Genomic DNA, 22,124 nt, shown 5'->3' with positions numbered 1-22,124 from the left:
ACCGACCAAGCGGTCGCAGCGGAGCAGACGGTCGAGGCGGCTGTGTTGGCGGAGGCGCCGACATTTGAACACGAGATCGAGCCCGGCGGTGCGCTGCCTCAGACGATCGTGCGCAAGAACCTGCTTGCGCGCGTGCGCGACTGGCTGCGCCGCGCGGCCTGACGCCACGCGGCAGATACCACGATCAATTCCGGCGTTTTTCCTTGGGCGGCGGCTTTGCAGGCCTTGCCGGCGGCGGCCGTCGTTGCAGGAGACCGGGACGTGCCTGCACACCGGGCCGCAGGAAGCCGGGCAGCCGGCCGCCCGGTGCGGCCTGCTGAACGCCTGGCCGCATTTGACCCTGCACAGGCGGCATCGCGCCCTGGCGCGGAATGACGGGCTGACCCGGCGGGCGAACGCCGGGCGGCTGTTGCGGCCGTCCCGGCTGCAGGCCGCCTTGCCGCGCAGCAGGTTGTCCGCCGGGCTGCGGCGCGGCGCCTTGGCGAGCAGGTTCTTGGCGTCCAGGTTGCTGACCTGCTGGCTGTTGTTGCCCGGCTGGCGTCGGCCCACCCGGAGTATGCGGCAGCGCCGTGCCGCCGGGCTGGCCGGGCAAAGCGTGCTGCTGCGTGCCCGGCTGCTGCGAACCTTGCCGGCCCGGTGCGCCGGGTTGCTGCCGCTGGCCGGGACGGTTTTGCTGGCCGGGCTGTTGCTGCAATTGGCCCGGACGGTTCTGTTGACCCGGCTGCTGCGGCGCATTGCGGTTCTGGCCGGGCAGGCCGTTCTGGCGCTGCGGGTTCGGCTGCACCGGCTGGCCGCGGTTCGGATAGGGCGCGCGCGGGTTGTTGCGACGGAAGTCAGGATTGGCGCGGCGGAAGTCGCGTTGTTCGGTCACGACCTGGCGGCCCAGCGTCTGTGCCGAATGCACCTGGCGCACAAAACCCTGGTCGCGCGCGACCTGCTGCGGCGAGATCGTCAGCGGCACCGCGGCGAAGCGCGCACCGCCGGTGCCGGCACGGATCGCAAAGCCGCTCGCGCCGCGCGTCAGCACGCCGAGCGAGGCGCCGCTGCGGTCGTGCACCTCGATGCGTCCGACATGGCCGTCGGCGTCGGGATAAAGCTTGATGCCGACATTGTCGCTGGTCGCGGTGGCACCTTCAGGTATCTCGACGAGACCAGTGGTGCCGCGGATGCCCAGCGTCGCGGTCGGCGTCGAGATCCGCATGTCGCCGGTCTTGGCGACCGCGGCGGCGACGAACGCCGCCGATCCCTTGGCGACATCGAACAGCGCGTTGTTCTGCGCACCGCCGTCTTCATAGACGTAATTGTCGATCGTGATCCTGGTGTTGGCACGCAGGTTGAACGTGGTGCCGTCGTTGAAGGTGATGCCGAGCGATGACGTCGCCGCGGTCGAGACGTCGTCATTTGCGAAGATGTCGTCGCGGATTTGCAGCGGCGTCGTGGTGTTGTTGCGCGTGACGGTCGCGCTGCCGGTCAAGGTCGCGACGTTACCGATCGGCTCGGGTGCCGCGGCCTGCGGCGTGGCCGTCGGCGCTGCCGTTGCGGGCGCCACCGGAGCAGGTGCAGCCGGCGTTGTGGCAGGAGCTGGAGCGGGCGCGGGGGATTGCGCGGGCTGGGCCTGCGCCAGCTGCGTCAGCTCGGGTGCCGCGACGGCCTGCGCGCGCCAGCCGGTCACGACGCCGACACCAAGCAGAAGCGCGAAAGCAAGCCTGCGCCGCATCACCACCAATTCCCGGGAAAGACTTGAACGGACTTTTGGGCGGACCCTTCGAACGGATCGTCAATTGAGCCGCGTCCGGCTGAATGCCGAATGAACGATTCGGCCATCATGTGATGGCGGGTCGGCGCAATCAAGCACCGCGCCTCTCAGCCAGGCACGGTGCTCGCTGGTATCGACGGGATTTTTGTTCAGCCGCGCTTGTGCGGGGTGATGCTGAGCGGCTTGCCCGGCTTGGTCGCGGGCGCATAGCTCGCCGGCTGAGCGGTGGTCGCCGGTGGCACGTAGTGGAACACCGCCTTGCAGCCGTCGCTGAGCAGCGCGCGCTGGCGAACCATGCAGGCCGTCACCCGATCGACGTCGGGAATTTCCGAGCTGCACAGCCGCATCGCATCGCCGGTGCACATCTGCTGCTGCTCGTCGGTGTAGGCATGGGACGCCGAGGTCATGAGGCCGAACGCGATCGCGGCGGCGGCGACGAGCTTGCCGTGGCGAAGTGCGGATGCAGTGAAAGCCATGATGTCCCCCTTGAGATCGCGCCGAAGCAGCGCGTTGACGGGGCGATCAGTAGGGACGCTTGGTTTCAGTACGGCTTCGTCGCGCGGGCGAAATGGTTTCGTCGTGCGGCGCGTCGGTTTGGTTAACCAGCCTGGGCCGTCGCCGTCCCTCCCTCGAGCGCAAGCACGGCGTTGCGTTCGGCTTCCGGCATGGCGCGGACGCGGCGCCGGCCGATGATGCGCATCGCCGCGAACCCGCCGAGGAAAACGACGATCTTGCTCACCATGCCGTAGATCGGCATCACCACGGCCCATGTCGCCACATCGCAGGTCAGCGCGACGAACGCGTTCACCGCCGCGGAGACGAACATCAGGCCTGCCCAGGCATAGCCGACCTTGATCGCGACATCGGGCACGACGGTCCTCGCAATCTCGGGCAGATAGCGATTGAGCCATCCTGGCTTGAGCATCACACAGCCTACGACCGCGTAGATCACGCTCGGCTTGATCAGCACGAAGCGCGGGTCGTGGGTGAGCAGCGTTGCGCCGCCCGCGGCGACGACCAGGAACAGGCTCAGCCATTCCATCACGTCGATTCGCTTGCCGCGGACGAGCTGGATGCCGATCTGCGCGACGCCGAACGCGACGCCGAGGCCGACCGAGAGCGCAGTGCTGTGCGTCGTCAGGAACAGGATGAGAAACACCAGGGTCGACGCCAGGTCGAGCAGCAGCAGCCGGGCGGCATGGAGGAAATTCTTCATCGGTCGTTGAACTCCACGTCGCTTAAGAGATGACACCGGGATGCAAGGCGGGGGCGAACTTGTTGATCAGCGGCAGGATCAGAAATGGCTGCGCATTGAACAGCAGATGGGTGAGCCAGGCCGGCGTGAGCGAGCCATGGCGCATCCGGAGCGCGAACAATATCGCGCCGAAGGCTACCATGACGATGCTCCAGGCCACGCCGAGCGCGATGACATGGTTGGCCCCGAAGATCAGGCTGCCGACCAGCCAGATCGCGACATCATGCCAGCCGACCCGACGTAGCCAGGCCACCAGGAGCCCGCGATAGAGGACCTCCTCGCATAACGGCGACGTAATCACGAAAACCAGCAGATAGACTGCGGTCGTGTACGGGCTGTGCAGATTGATCCGGACGCCCGGCCCGCCGCCGCCGAGGGCATGCGACAGCCAGTGTGTGGCGGCCGGGGCGCCATAGACCGCGATCACCAGCCCGACGAGGCTCGCCGCCGCGGCCGGCCATGTCAGCCGGCGAAAGATGAAGACGTCGCGGCGCATGCCCCGTCGCTGCGACCAGAACCAGGCCGCGACCACCGCAATCCAGCTGCCGGCGACGTAGCACAACATCCCGAGCAGCCGAATATTGGCCGGTGTCGGCAGATCGACGTAGCCCTGATCCTGGAGTTGCCAGATCACCAGCGCCAGCATGGCCGCGGTGGTCAGGATCACCGCCAGTCCGACCGGTGCCAGCACGATTGCAAGGACAACCGCGCCTTCGCGCCAGCCGCCGCGGCCCGCGGGGGTCCAGAGCCCGGCGGGTTGGACCGAGCCGTCTCGTACAGCCTCACTCACCTGGATGCCTCGAATCCCTGTCGTTCGGGCCCAGTCAGGCAGATCGCGCGGCTTCGCGCCTATCGAATTTCGAAATCGAGGAACGATTTGTCAGTCTGACGGGGCGATTTCCGTCGCGCCCGCGATCCGCCGGCGGAATTCGGTCGGCGTCAATCCGGTCTCAGCCTTGAAGGCGCGGTTGAACGGCGCCAGCGACTGGAACCCGGCATCGAGCGCGATCGTCAGCACCGGCACTTCGGTCTGGCCTGGATCGGCGAGCGCCGCCTTGGCCTCGTCGAGGCGATACCGGTTGACGAAGGCGTTGAAGTTGCGGTGGCCGAGCCCGTCATTGATCAGGCTGCGCAAGCGGTACTCCGGCAGGCCAAGCTTGACCGCGAGGACGCCGATGCTCAACCCCTCCTGCCGGTAGGCCCGTTCGGTCGTCATCAGATATTTAAGGCGGTTGAGCGCGGCGTGGTCCGCCGCCGTCAGGTCAACATTGCCAAGCGAGCGCGCCATTTGGGTGGCCTGATCGCTTCCGCCAGCGCCGGCCACGGCCGGCTCGCTCTCGGGCGGATCGAACAGCATCATCCAGACCGAGATCAGCGCGAAGGCGCCGAGGCCGAGCGCGTGCGCGAGGCTGTTGGCCCGGATCGGGATCGCGGCAAGCCCGGCGCCCGCGCCCAGCATCATCTGCAGGCTGATGCCGATGATCAGCGCGACCAGCAGCCGGCCGCGCGCGGTGGCGATGGCCTTGCGCCAGCCCTTCGGAATCTGCGCCATGGCGAGCAGGGCGCAGGCGATCGTCGTCAGCGCCAGCAGGCGGCCGCAGGTCGCCGCGAGGCCCGGCCAGCCGGTCGAGCCGCTGAAAGTGACGACGCCGATGCCGGCGACGACCGCCCACATCACGCCATGCCAGGGCCGCAGCACAAAATGCGCGTCGAAGATCATGCGCGCCCACAGCCACAGGATGACGGGAGAGCTCATGCCGAGTGCGACAAAGGGCGAGCTCCAGCCGAACGACCAGGTGGGAAAGAACGGCGCCGTCGAGATCGCGTAGGCCGCACCTGCCACGCCTAGCGCGGCACCAAGGCTCGCCGCGCGGTGCACGGCGGTGTAGCGCAGCAGCAGGACGGCGCAGACCACCAGGAACAGCCCGACCACCGCACCGCGGAGGCCGAGATCAAGAGCCGTCAACGCCATCTGGTGCCGCTCCCGTGAGATTCATTGCGTCGGGAGATTATACCGTCTCGGATGCTCCGGATGAAGCGGGCATCAACGGCCGATGTCCGCTGGGCCGGGGGTGAGGCAGCGGACATCGGGCATCGAGAACGCGCGTTGAGCTAGCCGGCGCGCTTCCAGGTCTGGCCGCCGCAGAACATGCCGCCAAAGGCGCAACCCTGCACCCGCATCGCATTCGGGCCCTTCATCGCGATGGTCGAGTCGTAATTGCGGCCGGAGTCGGGGTCGTGGATGCGGCCGCTCCATTTGCTGCCGGCGGGCTTCATGTTGATCAGGATCTGCTCGCCGCTTTTCTCCGAGTAGCCGCAGAGGTTGGCGCCGCATTGCTCGACGCGGACATTGCCCTTGTTCTCCTCGGTGGCCCAGATGCCGATCGGTCCGGTCGGCGCGGGCTCTGGGGCTGCGGTGATCGGCGCAGGCTGCGGCGCGGGCTGGGTGGCGGCGACCGGAGCCGGCGCCGGCGCAACGGGTGTGGCCTCGACCGGTGCAGGAGCGGCGGTCGCGACCGTTGTGGTCGGGGCGGGCGGCGGAGGAGGCGGCGACACATCGGCCGTCGCGGGGGCTGCCGATTGCTGGTCCTGCTGCGCGGTGGCCGGCACGCGATAGCGCGTATGGCGAGGCGAAGACGGCGGCGGGGGCGGCGGCGTGTCGGACGCGGCATAGTCATCGTCGTCGTCCTTCTTCGAACCGAGACCCTTCATGTTGATGTCGCCGATATTGCCGTTGTAGCCCGGCGCGACGATGCGGATGCAGGACAGCGCGTTGCAGTTGCGCGGCGCTTCGACATGGATGCGCTGGCCGTCGATCTGGAAGGTGATGCCGGCCCCGCCGGCATGGGCTGAGGTGGTCGCCATCAGCAGGGCGGCGATCGCAACGAGCTTCTTCATGACAGTCTCCCCTGAATGTTGAGCGGCGTGTGCCGGGTTGCATCGGATGATGCCCGGAAGCTACGCGCCGCCAGCGCCGGCTTCCGTGATGTGCATCACGCTCCGGGCGGTCGCGGGACGGCTGCCACGGTGACTCAGATCACGGCGCCGCGAGCGGCTCCCGGCTAGCGTCGGCCTGACATCCGGGAGACTCCCATGACGCGCTTTTCGCTGCTCGCCGTGCTGATGCTGCTCGCTTCGTCGGCCCATGCCGGCAGCGGCATCTCGTTCTCGGTCGGCGGCCATCGGATCCATATCGAATCCACGCGGTGCCGCTCGCTGTCCTGCGTCTCGGTCTCCGGCGTCTCCAGGCGCGACGGCCGCGATGAGAATTATGATGCGCCAAAGCCGGTCAAGGCGCCGGCGACGACGGCGGTGATTGCCGCCGCGCCGGTCGCAAGCGCCGTGCTTCCACCGCTTGCTCCGTCTGCCGCGCCGGCGATCGTGGAGAAGCCCGCCCCGGTCGCAGCCGCCCCGGTCGCAGCGCCGCCGGCACCCCCGCCACGGCCCGTTGTCGCGGCTCCGGTGCCACTGCTTGCGCCACTTCCGGTCGCGGCGCGCGAGCCCGCGCCTGCGGCGCCGCCGCGCCAACGCGACGACGAGCCGGCCGAGGCGCCGGTCGGCGATTGGCAGACCGAGGCCGACGGCCTGGTGCGGATCCGCAGCTGCGGCACGGCGCTGTGCGGCTATGTGCTGGACAAGTCATCACGCGATCTCGGCGAAGCCGTGCTGATCAACATGAAGCCGAAAAAGGACACGCAGTGGAGCGGCACCGTCTACAGCGCCGGCAGCGGCAGCACCTATTACGGCACGATGCGGCTGAAGGGGATCGACACGCTGCGGGTCGAGGCGTGCGCGCTCGGCCGCTTCTATTGCACCGGCGCCGACTGGCTCCGCGTCTCGCGCTCGCCGCGCCGCGTGTTCACCGAGCGGCGGGACCAATCCGAACCGCGGTCATGAGCGCGCAAATGTCCAATTTGTAACCGGCCGGCTTCGAACCCGCAGCCTCATCGCGCGCGACCGACAGGTGTCAGTGCAAGCGATGGAGGCAAGCATGAAACGCGTGAGTCTGATGGCGCTCTTGCTGGTCGGCGGCGTTGCCGCCGCCCATGCCGATCAGGACATCTGGACCAACATGCTGAAGCAGAGGCGCGGCGACGACGCGCTGCATGTCGACCATGCGTATTGCGATGCGCAGTTTGGCGCACCGCAGAACGGCTCGCCGACGTCACGGCCCTACAAGAACTGGATGCGCGCCCGCGGCTGGCGCTTCTCGCACACGATCCGCGAGCGGCAGAGGACGGATGACGGTTATCCCGATCCCGACAATCCCGGCCTCGTCTGCCACGATTTTACGATCGGCAGCGTCACCGGCTCGAGCTGCTCGAATTTCTGACGGCTCAAATCTGGACGCGAACCATCGACGCAAAGCGCCCGGCGGGGCGGCCGCCGGGCGCGGAGACTTCAGGGCTGATCGAATGTCTAGAAGACGCCGAGGATGATGGCGCCGACGAAGGCTAACGCGATGTACGCGGCCACAATGCTCAGCTTGCTCAGCACAGGACTCGCGAAATCCATTGGGAAGCTCCCTTGGTTCACAACGCTGCCCGCATTAACGCCGACGCTAGCAAGTGGTTCCCGGCCGAAAAAGTCAGTGGTCCTGTCCAGGTCGACCTTCGGCAGCCATGCCGCGTTCCGCGGTGCGGTCAAAGCAATGGCGGATCAATATGTTGATCGGCCCTCAAATAAATCCGTGAAACGCGCTCGCCGAACCCAGGGGCGGCCAGGCTCCGATTGGTTGCGCTGATTCTATTGCGGCGCGCGTTGGCGTGATGTGGCGTGACCTTCGAGGGTGAATTCTCCAACGTCACGTCATCGTATGGCAGCAGGGTCGTCGTTCGCTCCACCTGGTCATCACGAGAAACCAAGCTCGGCGACGCGCGATCGCGCTGCCGGGTTCCATCGCATGGTTAAAAACACATGAAATCAATGCGTTGAAGAGTCTTTAATTAAATTCGCAGAACCTGCGCGGCATGACGCGTGGAGTTCGTTTGTATCTCGTCGGCTCCCTTGTCCTTGTTTCGCTGGCTGGTTGCAGTCGCGGTCTGTTTCAGACTGCCGAGCGCGAGCCGTGGCGGGCCGAGGCAGAGGCCGCATGCCTGAAATCCGGCGCGGTCAAGGAAAGCGCCGACCTCGTCCGTATCGATCCGATCTCGGGTCCCGGCGCCTGCGGCGCCGAGTTCCCGCTCAAGGTCGCTGCACTCGGCGAAAGCAATTCGGCTTACGGATTTGCCGACGATCTGCGGCCGCCGGCGCCGGTCGGCAACCAGCCGCGCTGGCCGATCAACCCGCCGCAGCAGCAGGCGCCGTATTCCAGCCAGGCTGTGAGCCAGCCGGGCTATGGCAACCAGCCGGGCTATGGCGGCCAGTCGGGCGGACCGATCTCGCTCTCCGCTCCCGGCGTCGCGCCGCAACAGGACGAGATCGATCTGCCGCCCGAGGGCACGCCCGACGCGCGCGGCGGCCAACCCTATTACCCCGGCCTGCCGTCCCGTTCACAGCGCGACAGCGCCGCCGGATCGTATTCGCCGGCGCCCTATTCGCAGCAGCCGCCGGCCGAAGCGCCGCCGCCGCGGCTCGGCCCATCGAACGGCAGCGCGATTGCCGCGGTCGGTCCGGTGGCCGTGAAGCCGGCCGCGACCCTGGCATGCCCGATCGTCTCGGTGCTGGAGCGCTGGCTCGCCGATTCCGTGCAGCCGGCAGCGCAGCGCTGGTTCGGCGCGCGCGTCGTCGAGATCAAGCAGATTTCGGCCTATTCGTGCCGCGGCATGAATGGCAATCCGCATGCGCACATCTCCGAACACGCGTTCGGCAATGCGCTCGATATCGCCGCCTTCACGCTGGCCGACGGCCGCCGCATCGTGGTGAAGGATGGCTGGAAGGGGCTGCCGGAGGAGCAGGGCTTTCTGCGTGACGTGCAGGGCGGCGCCTGCCAGCATTTCAATACGGTGCTGGCGCCGGGCTCCAACGTCTATCACTACGACCACATCCATGTGGACCTGATGCGCCGCGCCAGCCGCCGCATCATCTGCGAGCCGGCGGCCCGCTCCGGCGAGGAGGTCGCCGCCCGCGCCGCTGGCCGCAACCCCTATGCAGCGCGCGATCCTTATGCCACAGGATCGCTTGGCGGCAGAAAGCCGGCTGCGCCCCGGGGCAAGCCCGGGGTCAACGAAGAAGACGAATTCGCCGACGAATAGGGCGCACGTCCGTATTTCTACTGGGTGGCACCGTGCCAACGGTGGCCATTATTTGCTGCTTATGCTCGCCGAGCCGGGGCATCCTCGGCCGGTTCTGGGGGACAGCTTTGCAAGACGCGCCGATCATTCTCGTCATCGAAGACGACCGTGACCTGCAGATGATGGTCGAGGACGCCCTGCGGGACGGCGGCTTCGAGCCTGCGATCGCGCCCTCCGGCGAGGAAGCGCTGACGCTGCTGAAGGCGTTCCAGACCAAGTACAGCGCGCTCGTCACCGATATCCGTTTGCTCGGCCGGCTCGACGGCTGGCGCGTGGCGCGCGGCGCCCGCGAGATCGATCCGTCGTTCCCGGTGCTCTACATCACCGGCGGCGGCGGCGACGAGTGGCCGACCAGGGGCGTGCCGGACAGCGTGCTGCTGCAAAAGCCGTTCTCGCCCGATGAACTGGTCGCAGCCGTGGGCAAGCTGCTCAAGGGCGCGGCGCCGGTCTGACGACGGGTCCGGGCCCGGCGCTTATTCTGTCTCTATGCGATCCCCGGGCCGTCCGTCTCGCATTCATACATCCGCGCGCTCATCTTCCCGGGCTGCGATCTCCGGTGCTAGACGTTGCGTCAGTTTTCGTCAGCACGGGGATCCACCATGGCTTTGGAAAAGGTCGCGCTCGTCACCGCGGGCGGCAGTGGCATGGGAGCGGCCGCGGCGCGGCGGCTGGCGGCCGACGGATTCCGCGTCGCGATCCTGTCCTCGTCGGGCAAAGGCGAGGCGCTGGCCAACGCGCTCGGTGGCCTCGGCTTCACCGGCTCGAACCGATCGAATGACGACCTCAAGCGCGCCGTTGACGGCGTGATGGCGCGGTGGGGCCGCATCGATGCGCTGGTCAACAGCGCCGGCCACGGCCCGCGCGCGGCAGTGCTCGAATTGACCGACGAGCAGTGGCACACCGGCCTCGACATCTATCTGATGAACGTGATCCGCCCGACGCGCCTGGTCGCGCCGATCATGCAGGCGCAGAAGTCCGGCGCGATCGTCAACATCTCCACCGCCTGGGCGTTCGAGCCGAGCGCGATGTTCCCGACCTCGGCGGTGTTCCGCGCCGGCCTCGCCGCATTCACAAAGTTGTTCACCGACAGCACCGCCGCCGACAATGTGCGCATGAACAATTTGCTGCCGGGCTGGATCGACAGCCTGCCGCAAACCGACGCGCGGCGCGACAGCGTGCCGATGAAGCGCTACGGCAAGATGGACGAGATCGCGGCGACGATTTCCTTCCTCGTCTCCAAAGGCGCCGGCTACATCACCGGCCAGAACATCCGCGTCGACGGCGGATTGATGCGGTCGGTTTGATGCGATCAGCGCAGTCACTAGCGTCTCCAAACATTCGGCGTCGTCCCGGCGAAGGCCGGGACCCATAACCACAGGGTTGTGTTGTTAGAGACAGCTGTGGCCCCAGCGTTGCGCAACAATCGGCTTCGGTGGTTATGGGTCCCGGCTTTCGCCGGGACGACAGCGGAGGTGTGTCTGGCTTCGCGTGCTCGCTTATATCGTCGCTGTCGTGACCGCTGTGCCAACAATTGCGTCCACACGCTGCATATCCAAGTCCAAGCCACGCCCGTCACAATTGTGACGACGGCAGATTGCATCTCGCGTGATGACAAACTGAAATCGCGGGACTAGCCTTCCTCCAAATCAAACATTCGGGAGGAATGGTATGCCAGACGCAGCGGTTGCAGCACGCGCTTCGGACTCCACGCAGCGCGGAACCACGCAGCAGGTCGACGTCGCCGTGGTCGGCGCCGGTTTTGCCGGTCTCTATCTGCTGCATCGGCTGCGCAAGGCCGGCTTGTCGGCGGTCGCGCTGGAAGAGGGCGGCGACGTCGGCGGCACCTGGTACTGGAACCGATATCCCGGCGCGCGCTGCGACATCCAGACCATCGACTACAGCTACACCTTCGATCCCGAGCTCGACACCGCCTGGACGTGGTCGGAGAAATACGCCACCCAGCCGGAAATCCTGCGCTATCTCGGCTTCGTCGCCGATCGCTACGATCTGCGCCGCGACATCCGTTTCGGCACCAAGGTGACGAAGGCGACTTGGGACGATAACAGCGAGCGTTGGAATATCGCGACCAACAACGGCGATGTCTCCTGCCGCCACTACATCATGGCGACCGGCTGCCTTTCGGCGCCGAAGCCGCCGGAGATCGACGGCGTCGAGGATTTCAAGGGCGAGATCTATTTCACCGGACGTTGGCCGCATGACGGCGTCGACCTCAAGGGCAAGCGCGTTGCCGTGATCGGCACGGGATCGTCGGGCATCCAGTCGATCCCGCTGATCGCCGAGCAGGCCGCGGAGCTCACCGTGTTCCAGCGCACGCCGAATTTCGCGCTGCCTGCGGGCAACGGGCCGGCGCCGGAGGATCGCAAGACCTACTTCGAGACCGATCGTGCCGCCTATCGCGACCACGCGCGCTGGTCGATGGCGGGCGTGCCGTATCCGCAGCAGACCGTGGTGAGCTGGCAGCTCAGCGACGCCGAGCGGCGCGAACGGTTCGAGAAGGCGTGGGCGGCGGGCGATCTGGTCCATATCCTGACCCAGCTCTGGGCCGACCAGGGCGTCGATGTCGACGGCAACAGACACGTCGCCGATCTGATCCGCGAAAAAGTCCGCGCGGTCGTCAAGGATCCGGAGATCGCCGAGGCGCTCACGCCGCGCGATCATCCTTTCGGTGCAAAGCGGCCCTGCCTCGATACCAATTACTATGCGACCTATAACCGTCCGAACGTGACGCTGGTCAATCTGCGGCAGGAGCCGATCAAGGCGATCACTGCCGGCGGCATCACCACCGACCGGCGCAGCTTCGATGTCGACGTCATCGTGTTCGCGACCGGCTTCGATGCCATGACCGGCGCGATCATGGCGGTGCATCCGATCTCCGGCCGCGGCGGCAAGTCGCTGTCCGATGTCTGGGCGCGGGGGCCCGAGAGCTATCTCGGTGTCACCGTCGCGGGCTTCCCCAATCTGTTCATGATCACAGGTCCCGGCAGCCCGTCGGTGCTGTCGAACATGGCGGTGTCGATCGAGCAGCATGTCGACTGGGTGGTCGAGCGCATCGCGGCGCTGCGCGAGGCAGGCTTCACGACGATGGAAGCGACCGAGACGGCGCAGGCCGGCTGGCAGCGCCACATGGCGGATTGCGCGACGCTAACGCTGCACCGGCTTGCCAACACCTGGTACACGGGCGCCAACGTGCCCGGCAAGCCGCAGGTGGTGATGCCCTATACCGGCGGCGTCGGTCCCTATCGCAGCATCTGCAACGAGGTGGTCGGCCGCGGCATGCTCGGCTTCAGGCTGTCGGGTCCTGGCGTTGCTGCGCAGTGTAACGATGGCGAGATCGTGCGGCTGCAGCCGGACGTACGGCTGGTGCTGAATTTGCTCGGCGAGATGAACCTGCCGCCGCTCGAGACCATGGGCGCGCAGGGCGCACGCGACTTCCTCACCGAGTTCAACAAGGGCCGCCCCGCAGGTCGTCCGGTCGGCGAGGTCGGCACCGGCATGCTGCAAGGCGCGGAAGGTCCGCTGCCCTACAAGCTCTATCGGCCGGCGACGCCGGGGCCGCATCCGATCGTGGTGTATTTCCATGGCGGCGGCTGGGTGCTCGGCGACGAGCTGTCGGACGATCCGTTCTGCCGCGATCTGTGCCGCCGCACCGGCATGATCATCGTCAGCGTCGGCTATCGCCACGCGCCGGAGCATCGCTTCCCCGCGGCGGCCGAGGACGGTTTTGCGGCGACGCGCTGGATCGCCGCCCACACCGCCGAGCTTGGCGGCAGGCCGGGGCCGGTGCTGGTCGCCGGCTGGAGCGCCGGCGGCAACATCGCCGCCGTGACTTGTCAGCTCGCGCGTGACCGCGGCGGGCCGGAGATCGCGGGACAGCTCTTGATCTGCCCGGTGACGGATTCGACCTTCGATCGGCCGTCCTATGTCGACAACGCGACCGGTTATTTCCTGACCCGCGGGCTGATGTACTGGTTCTGGGATCTCTACTGTTCGCCCGCCGACCGCACCGATCCGCGCGTCGCGCCGCTGCGCGGCAAGCTCGACGGGCTGCCGCCGGCGTTCATCGCGACCAGCGAATTCGATCCGCTGCGCGACGAAGGCATCGCCTATGGCGATGCGCTGGCGAAGGCCGGCGTCAAGGTCGAGCAGCTCAAGGCGCACGGCCACTTCCATTCGTCCTTCGTGATGGTCGACGTCATCATCACCGGCGTCAGCGGCCGCGTGAAGATGGCAAAGGTGCTGCGGCGATTTGCGGGACTGCCGGAGGAGATGGAGCAGGACAACGGCAGCGCCTTGCCGAAGATCAACGCGGCCGCGAACTAGCTGTCCGTCATTCCGGGGCGCGCCTCTTGGCGCGAGCCCGGAATCCATCGGGCCCCAAGCGCTGTCGTGAAATGGATTCCGGGCTCTCGCCAAGAGGCGAGCCCCGGAATGACGAGGGGAGGGTGTCTACTTCGCCCGGTACGCCGCGAAGAACACGCGCGTGGCGCTGTCGACGACGATGGCGATCCGCTCCGGCGAGGGCGATGGCTTGGCCTGGAACAGGAATGCCTGGAACAGCGTCGCCTGGCACATCTGCATGAACTGCCAGGCGGCCAGTTCGTAGTCGTCGATCACGAGCGCGTCGCGCGTGGCGCGCGCCTCGAGATAATTGGCGAAGCGTTCGACGGTGTGGGCGAGCACATGGGTGTAGAACCGGCTGCCGAGTTCGGGCATCCGTTCGGCGATCGCCATCACGGTGCGCAGTGCCGAGCCGCCGCCGGGCCGGCACAGGATCGCGATATAGGCGCGGCCGAATTCCGGGAGGGTGGTGTCGACGTCGCGTGCGGGATCGAAATTGAAGGCGATCTGGCCCTGCTCGAGCTTCTCCTCCTCGACGATCGCCGCGAACAAACCGGCCTTGTCGGGAAAGTAGACATAGAGCGTGCCCTTGGAGACGCCGGCGGCGCGGGCGATCTCGCCCATGCTGGCGCCGTCAAAGCCGAGGTCCATGAACACCTTGCGGGCACCGTCCAGGATCTGGCGGCGCTTCGAGGATTCCTCCTCGCCGGCGAGCGGAAGCGGGTGGGGGGCGGCTGCAACCATTGATTTAGCTTCTCGGCAAGAACTCAACGCAAAATGGGGGAAGGTAAGAATCGACGCATTATAATCCGCGCGAAGGGAATATAGATTGACCGAACGGTTCGGTCAATGCTATGTCTCGCACGATCCGCGAGGCCGGCTTCCGGCATTCGCGATTTTTTGCTTCGAGATTTTTTGGGGGAGCCGTCTATGGCCGCAGCGAGAGACCTGGCTGCCCGCATCGTTCGTTCCGAGCCCGAGTTAGAGACGGCCGTGGACGATGTTGCGCGCGACGGCGCCGCTGACCACGGCGCGCCTCCCGCTGCGGAAGAAGCCAAGACCCGTCCCGCGGAGGCGCCGGTTGCGCCCGCGCCGAAACAGCAGCCGACCGCGGCCGCGCCGAAATCCGGCAAGCGCAAATTCGTGATGATCGGCGTGCTCGGGCTGCTCGCGCTCGCAGCCGCGAGCTACGCCAGCTACTACGTCCTGGTCGGGCGCTTCTACATCTCGACCGACGACGCCTATGTCCGCGCCAACAACACCATGCTCGGCGCCCGCGTCGCCGGCCACATTGCTGCGATCCTGCCGGGCGACAACGCCACCGTGCGGGCCGGCGACGTGATCTACCGCATCGATGACGGCGACTATCGAATCGCGGTCGACGCCGCGCGCACCAGGATCGCGACCCAGGAGGCGACCATCGAGCGCATCGGCCGTCAAGTCGGCGCGGCGGTGAGCGCGGTCGAGCAGGCGCAGGCGCAGCTGGTCTCCGCCGAAGCCGGGCTGAAGCGCGCCGGGCTCGATTTCGACCGCCAGCAGGCGCTGAGCAACAAGGGCTTTGCCTCGCGCGCCACTTTCGAAGTCTCCGAAGCCGGCCGCGACCAGGGCCAGGCCGCAGTGCGCTCGGCGCAGGCCGCCTATGATGCCGCCAAGGACAATGTTGAGGTGACCAAGGCGCAGCAGGCCGAGGCCCGCGCGCAACTCGCCGAGTTGCAGACACAGCTCGCCAGGGCCGAGCGCGATCTCGACTTCACCAAGGTCCGCGCGCCGGTCGACGGCACCTTCTCCAACCGCATGGTCAATACCGGCGACTACATCACGGTCGGCCAGCGGCTCGGCAATGTGGTGCCGCTCGAGGGCGTCTTCATCGACGCCAACTACAAGGAAACCCAGCTCAAGCGTATTCGTCCGGGCCAGCGCGTGACCATCAAGGTCGACGCCTACGGCGCGCGCAAGTTCACCGGCGTCGTCGACAGCATCTCGCCGGCGGCGGGTGCGGTGTTCACGCTGCTGCCGCCCGACAACGCCACCGGCAACTTCACCAAGATCGTGCAGCGCCTGCCGGTGCGCATCCGGGTGCCCGCAAGCGTCGCCAGGCAGAACCTGCTGCGCGCCGGCATGTCGGTCTACACCACCGTCGACACCAGCGAGGGCGCACCCGACGCCGACAGCGATGCCGATCTCGATGCGCCGATGATGATCCATCCGCAGTGATGCCTTGAAGGCACTATGACGTCTGAACAGAGGGTTGCCGCATCAACGGTCTACCTCTCCCCTTGTGGGAGAGGTCGGATTGCATCGTCAGATGCAATCCGGGTGAGGGGTTACGGCCTCTCGTGGGATCGGCGGCCCCTCACCCGGTGCTGCGCGCCGACCTCTCCCAGTTGGGGAGAGGTGTCGGCAAACAGCGAGCCATAGCCCATGGCCAACGCGACCACGGCCTCTCCTTCGATGATGAATGCCACGCCGGCGTCCGAGCGCATCCAGCCGAAGCGGCTGTTTGCGTTCATCATCATGGTGTTCGGGATGTTCATGTCGATCCTGGACATCCAGATCGTTTCGGCCTCGCTCACCGAGATCCAGGCCGGTCTGTCGGCGTCTTCGACCGAAGTGTCGTGGGTGCAGACCGCCTATCTGATCGCCGAGGTGATCGCGATCCCGCTGTCCGGCTTCCTGTCACGTGCGCTCGGCACCCGGATCTTGTTCGCGATCTCGGCAATCGGCTTCACCGCGTCGAGCCTGTTGTGCGGCTTCGCCTCCTCGATCGACCAGATGATTCTGTGGCGCGCGCTGCAGGGTTTTCTCGGCGCCGGCATGATTCCGACGGTGTTCGCCTCGGCCTATTTGATCTTTCCGCGTACCAAGTTTTACATCGTGGCGCCGATCATCGGCCTGGTCGCGACATTGGCGCCGACCATCGGTCCCACGGTCGGCGGCTACATCACCGACCTGATGTCGTGGCACTGGCTGTTCTTCATCAACATCGTGCCCGGCATCATCATTACGATCGGCGTGCTGGCGCTGATCGATTTCGACCAGCCCAACCTCGCGCTGCTCGATCGTTTCGACTGGTGGGGCCTGATCTTCATGGCCGGCTTTCTCGGCTCGCTGGAATACGTGCTCGAGGAAGGTCCGCAATACGAGTGGCTGCAGGACACCTCGGTCGCGGTCTGCGCCGCGATCGGCTTCGTCTCCGCGATCGCCTTCTTCTGGCGGGTGTTGACCGCCGAGGAGCCGATCGTCGACCTCTACGCCTTCACCAATCGCAACTTCGCGGTCGGCTGCGTGCTGCAGTTCTGCATCGGCATCGGGCTCTACGGCCTCACCTATATTTATCCGCGCTATCTGGCCGAGATACGCGGCTACAGCGCGCTGATGATCGGCGAGACCATGTTCGTCTCCGGCATCACCATGTTCCTGATGGCGCCGGTGATCGGGCGGCTGATGCTCAAGGTCGATCTGCGCTACATCATCGCGTTCGGCCTCGTCACCTTCGCGCTCGGCTCCTGGCAGATGACCTGGATCACGCGCGACTACGATTTCTATGAGTTGTTGGTGCCGCAGATCCTGCGCGGCATCGGCATGATGTGCGCGATGGTGCCGACCAACAACATCGCGCTCGCCACGCTGGCGCCGGACCGCGTCAAGAATGCCTCCGGCCTGTTCAACCTGATGCGCAATCTCGGCGGAGCGCTTGGGCTCGCCGTCATCAACGAGGTGCTGAACGACCGCACCGATTTGCACATCTCGCGGCTGCAGGACCGCGTCACCTGGGGCAACACCACTGCGGTCGAGACGCTCAACATGCTCACCCAGCGCATGCAGGGCATGGGCGACGCCGCGATCATGGCGATGAAGCAGCTGTCGCAGATCGTGCACCGCCAGGCGCAGGTGATGGGTTATGGCGACGCCTTCTTCATGCTGTCGCTGTTCTATGTCGCCCTCAGCGTCCTGATCCTCTTCGTCAACAAGCCGCCGCGAATGGGCGCACCCGGCGGCGACGCGCACTGAGTCCGAACGGCCACACTCGCGCGGTTTGACGCGCTCACGCGGATGTCATCTTGCCAATCGCGCGTGATGCATTTATAAGCGGCGCATCGTTGCTCGAACCGGGGAGATGCGCATGATTTCGTCGAATTTGCAGATCGCGCGCCCGCGTTCGGTGATGCTGGACGCGCTTACGCGTTAGCTCACAGCAGCCCTGATCGGGCCTGATGCCCGATCACCCAAGCTTCCCAATACCTTAACGATCATTTTCAGCTTCGCTTGCGGCCGGATTCCGTCCGCTCGTCGCTTCAGATGGAGCCGGCTTGCGCAACATGTGCGTAGCCGGAATGCGCCATGACCACTCTCACCACCAAACGACCGGCTGCGATCCGGATCGTCCTGCCATTCGTCTTCCGCCACTGGCTGGAGCAGCCGTTGCGCGGCCTCGCCATGGTCGGCGGATTCCTCGGCGCGACCGCCGCCGACCTGTTCATGCCGGTCTATTCCGGCCATCTGGTCGACGCGCTGACCGCGGGCGCCAATGATGCTGCCGCACGCCATGCGGCGATGCTCGCATTCGGTGCGATCGTCGCGCTCGGCCTGCTGTCGGTGACGCTGCGGCTGGTCGGCCTCCAGATCATCGTGCCGTTCACGCTGAAGATGATGTCCGACGTCGGCGAGCAGGCATTCATGCGGGTGCAGCGGTTCTCGACCGACTGGCACGCCAACTCATTCGCCGGCTCCACCGTGCGCAAGATCACGCGCGCGATGTGGGCGCTCGACCTGCTGAACGACACCATCCTGATGGCGCTGTTGCCGTCGCTGGTGGTGCTGGTCGGCTCGATGATCCTGCTCGGCCTGCACTGGCCGCAGCTCGGCGCGGTGATCGCGGTGGGCTCGGTGATCTATGTCGCGATGACGATGGCGTTCACGGTTCGTTATGTCGCGCCGGCCGCGCGCGTCTCCAACGCGTGGGACACCAAGGTCGGCGGCACGCTGGCGGATGCGTTGACCTGCAACGCAGTGGTGAAGTCGTTCGGTGCCGAGACGCGCGAGGACATCAGGCTCGACGGCGTCATCGGCCGCTGGCGCAAGCGGGTGCGGCGCACCTGGTTGCGCTACAACCACACCGGTGCGGCGCAACTCCTGGTGCTGCTGTGCTTCCGCGCGTCGGTGATCGGCGGTGCGATCCTGTTGTGGGCGGCGGGCCATGCCACGCCGGGCGACGTCACCTATGTCCTGACCAGCTACTACATCATCCATGCTTACCTGCGCGATGTCGGCATGCACATCAACAATTTGCAGCGTTCGGTGAACGACATGGAGGAGCTGGTCCAGATCCATGGCGAGCCGCTCGGCATCATCGACGCCGTCGATGCCAAGCCGATCGACATCGCGGGCGGCCGCATCGTGTTCGACGACGTCACGTTCCACTATGGCGGCCATCGCCGGCCGCTCTATGACGCGTTGTCGGTCGACATCCGTGCGGGCGAGCGCGTCGGCCTGGTCGGACGCTCCGGCTCCGGCAAGACGACTTTCGTCAAGCTGGTGCAGCGGCTCTACGACGTCTCGGCTGGCCGGATCCTGATCGACGGTCAGGACGTTGCCAAGGCGACGCAGCAGTCGCTGCGCAGCCAGATCGCGATCGTGCAGCAGGAGCCGATCCTGTTCCACCGCACGCTGTCGGAGAACATCGCCTACGGCCGGCCCGGCGCCTCGATGCAGGCGATCGAGCAGGCGGCGCGGCTGGCCAATGCGCATGACTTCATCATGCGGCTGCCGAAGGGTTACGGCACGCTGGTCGGCGAGCGCGGTGTCAAGCTGTCGGGCGGCGAGCGGCAGCGCGTGGCGCTGGCGCGCGCCTTCCTGGCGGATGCGCCGGTTCTGATCCTGGACGAGGCGACCTCGAGCCTCGACTCGGAGTCGGAGGCGCTGATCCAGCAGGCGATGGAGCGGCTGATGAAGGGCCGCACCTCGATCGTGATCGCACACCGCCTGTCGACCGTGCGCAGCATGGATCGCATCCTGGTGTTCGACCGCGGCGAGATCGTCGAGCAGGGCACGCACGAGGTGCTCGCCGCGCGGCCGGGCGGCATCTACCGCTCGCTGTTCGAGCGGCAGGCGACCGAGTTCGGCCAGATCGCGGCAGCAGAGTAAATGGTGGCGTGTAGCTGAGAGACGAAAGTCCGACAGCTACACGCCGGGGAATCGACAATGAAAGACCTGACACGCGGCTCCATCGTGAGCCACATCCTGACCATGGCGCCACCGATCGTCGTCGGCATGATCACGATCATGATCTGCCAATTGGTCGATCTGTATTTCGTCACCGGGCTCGGCGAGGCCGCCGTCGCGGGCGTGGCCGCGGCCGGCAATGCCGGATTCCTGATCAACGCGCTGATGCAGGTGCTCGGCGTCGGCGCGGTCTCGCTGATCGCGCAGGCGGTCGGACGCAAGGACCGCAACGACGCCAATTCGGTGTTCAACCAGGCGGTGGTGCTGTCGGTTCTGTTCGGGCTGGTGACACTGGTCGCCGGCGCCTTGCTGTCGCGTCCCTATATGCGCGCGGTTGCCGCCGACGAGGCGACCGTCGAGGCGGGCACGCTTTATCTGTTGTGGTTCATGCCGGCGCTGGCGCTGCAATTCATCACGCTGGTGATGGGTTCGGCGCTGCGCGCCACCGGCATCGTGCGGCCGAGCATGCTGGTGCAGGCGGCAGCCGTCATCATCAACATCGCGCTGGCGCCGGTGCTGATCGCGGGCTGGGGCACCGGCCACGCGCTCGGCGTCGCCGGTGCGGGACTTGCAAGCTCGATCGCGGTCCTGATCGGCGTCGCGATGCTGTTTGCGTATTTCCACAGGCTCGAGCGCTATGTCGCGTTCGATCCCGCGCAATGGCGGCCGCGGCTGGATCAGTGGAAGCGCATCCTCAACGTCGGCCTGCCGGCCGGCGGCGAATTCGCGATCATCTTCGCGTGGATGGGCGTGATCTATTACGTGCTGCGCGATTTCGGCCCGGGCGCGCAGGCCGGCTTCGGTATCGGCACGCGCGTGCTCGGCCTGATCCAGATGCCGGCGCTTGCGGTCGCGCTCGCCGCGGGCCCGATCGCCGGCCAGAATTTCGGTGCCGGCAATGCGGGCCGGGTGCGGGAGACCTTCGTCAAGGCGGTGGCGATCGCCAGCGTCGTGATGGGCGCTTTCACGGTCCTGGCACAATGCAAGCCCGAATGGCTACTCGGCAACTTCTCGAACGATCGGGAGACCATGGGCGTCGCAGGGATGTTCCTGCAGTTCGTCTCGCTCAATCTCGTGGCGCAGGGGCTGGTGTTCACCTGCAACAGCATGTTCCAGGGCCTCGGCAATACCAAGCCGGTGCTGTTGAGCTCGGCCACCCGCCTGCTCACCTACGCCGTGCCGGTGATCTGGCTCTCCACGCGGCCGGGCTTCCGGATCGAGTACGTCTGGTACATGTCGATCGCGACGACGACGTTGCAGGCCGCCTTGAGCCTGTGGCTGCTGCGCCGCGAGTTCGGCAAGCGCCTGGTGCCACGGGCGAGCGAGATCACTCCGCAACAAGCTGAACCGGAGGCGGCGCCTTCTGCGCCCGCGTCCGTGTAGAGATCGCGACCGTCGCCACCACGGCGGTCGCGAACAGCACGATCTGCCAGGTGATGGTCTCGCCATTGAACAAAGCGGCGAGCGCGAAGGTGACGAAGGGCTGCAGCAACTGCACCTGCGACACCCGCGCGATGCCGCCCATCGCCATGCCGGCATTCCAGGCGAAGAACCCGATCCATTGCGAGAACAGCGCGACATAGAGCAGGCCGAGCAGCGGCTTGAGCGGGACGTCGAGGAGATCGGCCGGCATGGTCAGCAGCGCGGCCGGCACCGAGAAAGGCAGCGCGATCACCAGCACCCAGCTGATCACCTCCCAGCCCGGCATCGAGGCCGTGAGCTTACCGGAGAACGCGTAGCCGACCGCTGCGACCGCGACGGCCGCGAACAGGAAGAGGTCGCCGATCGACAGCGTGCCGCCGCCTTGCCGCAGCGCAAAGGCAACGACCAGCGCGGCGCCGACCAGCGATGCGATCCAGAACAGCGGTCGCGGACGTTCGTGGGTCACTGCGACGGCGACCAGCGCCGTTCCGATCGGCATGCCGCCGAACACCACGCCGCCATGCGAGGCATCGACGCGCTGCATGCCCATGGCCATCAGCAGCGGAAACAGCACGACGACGCAGGCCATCGTCAGCAGCAGTTGCGGCCAGAGTGCGCGCGGCGGCGGCGGACGTCGCAGCGCGACCAGCACCGCCAGCGAACAGACGCCGGCGATCGCGGCCCGGATCGCGGTCAGTGCACCCGGATCAATCGCCGAGACCGCAAGGCGCGTTCCGGGCAGCGTGCCGCCGAAGATCGCCATGCCGACAAAGCCGAGCAGCAGGCCGAGACGTTCGCGCGAGGAGGACATGGACATGATGGACGTGGTTAGCTGCTTTGCCGCGCGGTCGACAAGCGACGCGTTCGGTGCACATGG

The 22,124-nt window shown here is 66.7% G+C and carries 18 protein-coding genes; 10 read left to right on the top strand and 8 right to left on the bottom strand.

The annotated features are described in order from the left end of the window. Positions 1–184: 184 nt before the first annotated feature. From IC762_RS26935 to IC762_RS26910, 6 genes are all read right to left on the bottom strand, one after another. Complete coding sequence (locus tag IC762_RS26935; protein WP_195785205.1) at positions 185–1,717, bottom strand: FecR domain-containing protein; 1,533 nt, start codon at positions 1,715–1,717, stop codon at positions 185–187. Positions 1,718–1,905: 188 nt separating this feature from the next. Further along, a complete protein-coding gene (locus tag IC762_RS26930; protein WP_246801266.1) occupies positions 1,906–2,232 on the bottom strand; it encodes a 2Fe-2S iron-sulfur cluster-binding protein in 327 nt (108 codons plus the stop codon). Positions 2,233–2,354: 122 nt separating this feature from the next. Next, positions 2,355–2,972: an inner membrane-spanning protein YciB gene (locus tag IC762_RS26925; protein WP_195785204.1), complete on the bottom strand. Its 618-nt coding sequence runs from the start codon at positions 2,970–2,972 to the stop codon at positions 2,355–2,357. Positions 2,973–2,994: 22 nt separating this feature from the next. Then, on the bottom strand, positions 2,995–3,801 hold the full coding sequence (locus IC762_RS26920; RefSeq protein ID WP_195785203.1) for a CPBP family intramembrane glutamic endopeptidase: 807 nt from the start codon (positions 3,799–3,801) through the stop codon (positions 2,995–2,997). Between the two features lie 90 nt (positions 3,802–3,891). Then, on the bottom strand, positions 3,892–4,983 hold the full coding sequence (locus IC762_RS26915; RefSeq protein ID WP_195785202.1) for a helix-turn-helix domain-containing protein: 1,092 nt from the start codon (positions 4,981–4,983) through the stop codon (positions 3,892–3,894). Positions 4,984–5,123: 140 nt separating this feature from the next. Beyond that, positions 5,124–5,909 carry a DUF2147 domain-containing protein gene (locus tag IC762_RS26910; protein ID WP_195785201.1) on the bottom strand — a complete coding sequence of 262 codons (786 nt, stop codon included), beginning with the start codon at positions 5,907–5,909 and terminating at the stop codon, positions 5,124–5,126. Between the two features lie 195 nt (positions 5,910–6,104). Between IC762_RS26910 and IC762_RS26905 the strand changes: the two genes are divergently transcribed. From IC762_RS26905 to IC762_RS26880, 6 genes are all read left to right on the top strand, one after another. Next, a complete protein-coding gene (locus IC762_RS26905) occupies positions 6,105–6,908 on the top strand; it encodes a DUF2147 domain-containing protein (protein ID WP_195785200.1) in 804 nt (267 codons plus the stop codon). Positions 6,909–7,002: 94 nt separating this feature from the next. After that, the gene (locus tag IC762_RS26900; protein ID WP_195785199.1) at positions 7,003–7,344 is read left to right on the top strand and encodes a hypothetical protein; all 342 of its coding nucleotides are present in this window, start codon (positions 7,003–7,005) and stop codon (positions 7,342–7,344) included. Between the two features lie 637 nt (positions 7,345–7,981). Then, positions 7,982–9,205 (top strand): extensin-like domain-containing protein, encoded by a 1,224-nt coding sequence (locus tag IC762_RS26895; protein WP_195785198.1) that lies wholly within the window; start codon positions 7,982–7,984, stop codon positions 9,203–9,205. Between the two features lie 107 nt (positions 9,206–9,312). Further along, the gene (locus IC762_RS26890; protein ID WP_195785197.1) at positions 9,313–9,696 is read left to right on the top strand and encodes a response regulator; all 384 of its coding nucleotides are present in this window, start codon (positions 9,313–9,315) and stop codon (positions 9,694–9,696) included. A gap of 147 nt (positions 9,697–9,843) precedes the next feature. Further along, entirely contained in the window at positions 9,844–10,548 is a 705-nt protein-coding gene (locus IC762_RS26885; protein WP_195785196.1) for an SDR family oxidoreductase, read from the top strand. A gap of 364 nt (positions 10,549–10,912) precedes the next feature. Further along, the gene (locus IC762_RS26880; protein WP_195785195.1) at positions 10,913–13,585 is read left to right on the top strand and encodes a flavin-containing monooxygenase; all 2,673 of its coding nucleotides are present in this window, start codon (positions 10,913–10,915) and stop codon (positions 13,583–13,585) included. A 126-nt stretch (positions 13,586–13,711) separates the two neighbouring features. Here the strand turns inward: IC762_RS26880 and IC762_RS26875 are convergent, their stop codons facing one another. After that, entirely contained in the window at positions 13,712–14,347 is a 636-nt protein-coding gene (locus tag IC762_RS26875) for a TetR/AcrR family transcriptional regulator (protein WP_195785194.1), read from the bottom strand. A gap of 186 nt (positions 14,348–14,533) precedes the next feature. Between IC762_RS26875 and IC762_RS26870 the strand changes: the two genes are divergently transcribed. The 4 genes from IC762_RS26870 to IC762_RS26855 all read left to right on the top strand — a co-directional run bounded on the left by IC762_RS26870 (position 14,534) and on the right by IC762_RS26855 (position 21,208). Beyond that, complete coding sequence (locus tag IC762_RS26870; protein WP_195785193.1) at positions 14,534–15,817, top strand: HlyD family secretion protein; 1,284 nt, start codon at positions 14,534–14,536, stop codon at positions 15,815–15,817. A gap of 207 nt (positions 15,818–16,024) precedes the next feature. Beyond that, on the top strand, positions 16,025–17,614 hold the full coding sequence (locus IC762_RS26865) for a DHA2 family efflux MFS transporter permease subunit (protein ID WP_195785192.1): 1,590 nt from the start codon (positions 16,025–16,027) through the stop codon (positions 17,612–17,614). Between the two features lie 330 nt (positions 17,615–17,944). Then, complete coding sequence (locus IC762_RS26860; protein WP_195785191.1) at positions 17,945–19,747, top strand: ABC transporter ATP-binding protein; 1,803 nt, start codon at positions 17,945–17,947, stop codon at positions 19,745–19,747. A 57-nt stretch (positions 19,748–19,804) separates the two neighbouring features. Further along, complete coding sequence (locus tag IC762_RS26855; RefSeq protein ID WP_195785190.1) at positions 19,805–21,208, top strand: MATE family efflux transporter; 1,404 nt, start codon at positions 19,805–19,807, stop codon at positions 21,206–21,208. Here IC762_RS26855 and IC762_RS26850 read toward each other — a convergent pair. Continuing rightward, positions 21,153–22,064, bottom strand: a complete 912-nt coding sequence (locus IC762_RS26850) for a DMT family transporter (RefSeq protein ID WP_195785189.1) — start codon at positions 22,062–22,064, stop codon at positions 21,153–21,155. The two genes, IC762_RS26855 and IC762_RS26850, sit on opposite strands and share 56 nt — an antisense overlap. Positions 22,065–22,124: the final 60 nt, after the last annotated feature.

The organism is Bradyrhizobium genosp. L, assembly GCF_015624485.1.
In the GTDB taxonomy this organism is placed as follows: domain Bacteria; phylum Pseudomonadota; class Alphaproteobacteria; order Rhizobiales; family Xanthobacteraceae; genus Bradyrhizobium.
This window is presented reverse-complemented; position numbering and strand designations above follow the sequence as displayed.

Excerpts from the sequence above, each read along its gene's own strand:
- IC762_RS26870 (WP_195785193.1), top strand. The coding sequence starts at position 14,534 with ATGGCCGCAGCGAGAGACCTGGCTGCCCGCATCGTTCGTTCCGAGCCC.
- IC762_RS26895 (WP_195785198.1), top strand. The coding sequence starts at position 7,982 with ATGACGCGTGGAGTTCGTTTGTATCTCGTCGGCTCCCTTGTCCTTGTT.
- IC762_RS26860 (WP_195785191.1), top strand. The coding sequence starts at position 17,945 with ATGACCACTCTCACCACCAAACGACCGGCTGCGATCCGGATCGTCCTG.
- IC762_RS26885 (WP_195785196.1), top strand. The coding sequence starts at position 9,844 with ATGGCTTTGGAAAAGGTCGCGCTCGTCACCGCGGGCGGCAGTGGCATG.
- IC762_RS26865 (WP_195785192.1), top strand. The coding sequence starts at position 16,025 with ATGGCCAACGCGACCACGGCCTCTCCTTCGATGATGAATGCCACGCCG.
- IC762_RS26910 (WP_195785201.1), bottom strand. The coding sequence starts at position 5,909 with ATGAAGAAGCTCGTTGCGATCGCCGCCCTGCTGATGGCGACCACCTCA.
- IC762_RS26875 (WP_195785194.1), bottom strand. The coding sequence starts at position 14,347 with ATGGTTGCAGCCGCCCCCCACCCGCTTCCGCTCGCCGGCGAGGAGGAA.
- IC762_RS26900 (WP_195785199.1), top strand. The coding sequence starts at position 7,003 with ATGAAACGCGTGAGTCTGATGGCGCTCTTGCTGGTCGGCGGCGTTGCC.
- IC762_RS26850 (WP_195785189.1), bottom strand. The coding sequence starts at position 22,064 with ATGTCCATGTCCTCCTCGCGCGAACGTCTCGGCCTGCTGCTCGGCTTT.
- IC762_RS26905 (WP_195785200.1), top strand. The coding sequence starts at position 6,105 with ATGACGCGCTTTTCGCTGCTCGCCGTGCTGATGCTGCTCGCTTCGTCG.
- IC762_RS26915 (WP_195785202.1), bottom strand. The coding sequence starts at position 4,983 with ATGGCGTTGACGGCTCTTGATCTCGGCCTCCGCGGTGCGGTGGTCGGG.
- IC762_RS26925 (WP_195785204.1), bottom strand. The coding sequence starts at position 2,972 with ATGAAGAATTTCCTCCATGCCGCCCGGCTGCTGCTGCTCGACCTGGCG.
- IC762_RS26855 (WP_195785190.1), top strand. The coding sequence starts at position 19,805 with ATGAAAGACCTGACACGCGGCTCCATCGTGAGCCACATCCTGACCATG.
- IC762_RS26935 (WP_195785205.1), bottom strand. The coding sequence starts at position 1,717 with ATGCGGCGCAGGCTTGCTTTCGCGCTTCTGCTTGGTGTCGGCGTCGTG.
- IC762_RS26930 (WP_246801266.1), bottom strand. The coding sequence starts at position 2,232 with ATGGCTTTCACTGCATCCGCACTTCGCCACGGCAAGCTCGTCGCCGCC.
- IC762_RS26880 (WP_195785195.1), top strand. The coding sequence starts at position 10,913 with ATGCCAGACGCAGCGGTTGCAGCACGCGCTTCGGACTCCACGCAGCGC.